Below are 1537 nucleotides of genomic sequence, written 5' to 3'. Positions count from 1 at the left end.
GCTCACCTGTTCCCATTCCGAACACAGAAGTTAAGCCCACCAGCGCCGATGGTACTGCGAATAGCGGGAGAGTAGGTCGCCGCCAGTTTTTTTATTAAAAGTCTCATACAGCAATGTGTGAGACTTTTTTCGTTTATACCATTCAAGATTCAAGATTCAATATTCAAGATTCAAAGTTTAAGGTAAACAGCATACCTCAATGACAAAGAACCAGCAATTACAATCATAATCAACAATCACAATCACTACCCGAAACCAACAACAAGGTTACTAAACGTCAAATCCTTAATATTACTTTACTTACTCATTACCTATTGCTTATTGCTGATTATTAATTAACATTACCGTATCACATTTAAAGCTTCGCTATCATTTGTTGAGTGTAATGCTCGTTGCGAGCAAAAATAGTATGTATTTAATCATCCATTCTTAGTACTTAGCGTTAATAATTTAATCTAGTCTGTATGCAAACCTTATATGCTTCAAAGAACAGTTACCTTTGCATAGAGTTAATATTCTGAACTCGGAAAATCCCAAAGATAACTTCTGCGATGAATAATTTGAATAGTTCCCTCTAACCGCAATTATATAATTAGATCTTTTATAAGAACACAATGTTTCTCTTCCTGTAAGAGCCTAATTATCGTGTTATTTAAATCCATCAATTATAAATTTATAGAACATATTTTCCTTTTGATAAGCAAGTTTTATATTCCTTTAAACTATTTACTATACATCTCTGCTTCTAACTTTTTAATAATACCTTTTGAAACAGCTAAACCCATTGTTATAAATCAATTTAAATTTGTCCAATAAATAAGTTGTACTATTATCTATTTAACCTGCGAGAGATTTACATTGCAATCAACTATAAAATGTATATAAACTCCAACTCCAAATTAAATTCTCTATAACAATTTTCATTATAATCTCACCTTTACAAGCTTCATATGCTTCCAAAACCATGAGGATTTGAATATTTTCAAAGTCTTTTCCTAATCAATTTCCGTTAAAGAGATTATTTTTCTAAATCATTTAATTCCATAAAACCAATATTTGACAAATGTTGTAATCTATTTTGAACATTGTGGATAAGTACAATATTTATTTAATCTGCAATAAGCCAGTAGATTAAATAATAAAGTTACCCACAATGTATTTTTAATGTAAACATTATGTTAAATATACTTGTTTTGTAATTATAATAAGCTCTATCTTTGCCCCACTGAAAACGCGAGGTGAGTAGGTAGCGCAGAAGAGCTTTTAGATAAGCGGTAATAAATAAAGAATACTCTAAAAAGGATACAGAAAAAACAGTTTTTGACTTTAAAATTTTTTAAGGAAAAAAGTTGTGGAATTAAAAAAGATTTGTATCTTTGCAGTCCGGTAAAACGGAGCGTAGGAGTAAGGGATTGAAGGTTTAGGAAAGAGTTAAGGTTAAGAAAAAAACTTTAAAAATTCTTTTAAAAACATTTGGTCATTAAGAAATAAGTTATTATTTTTGCACTCGCAAATACGAAGCAACACTGACAGAAAG

The 1537-nt window shown here is 30.1% G+C and carries 1 rRNA gene; it reads left to right on the top strand.

From position 1 onward, the window contains the following. Positions 1–88: ribosomal RNA gene (gene rrf / locus BMW64_RS20340) — 5S ribosomal RNA — on the top strand; the annotation flags it as partial. Positions 89–1537: the final 1449 nt, after the last annotated feature.

It is taken from the genome of Chryseobacterium taichungense, assembly GCF_900109935.1.
Classification (GTDB): domain Bacteria; phylum Bacteroidota; class Bacteroidia; order Flavobacteriales; family Weeksellaceae; genus Chryseobacterium; species Chryseobacterium taichungense.
The sequence above is the reverse complement of the archived record's forward strand: the minus strand, read 5'-3'. Positions and strand labels throughout refer to the sequence as shown.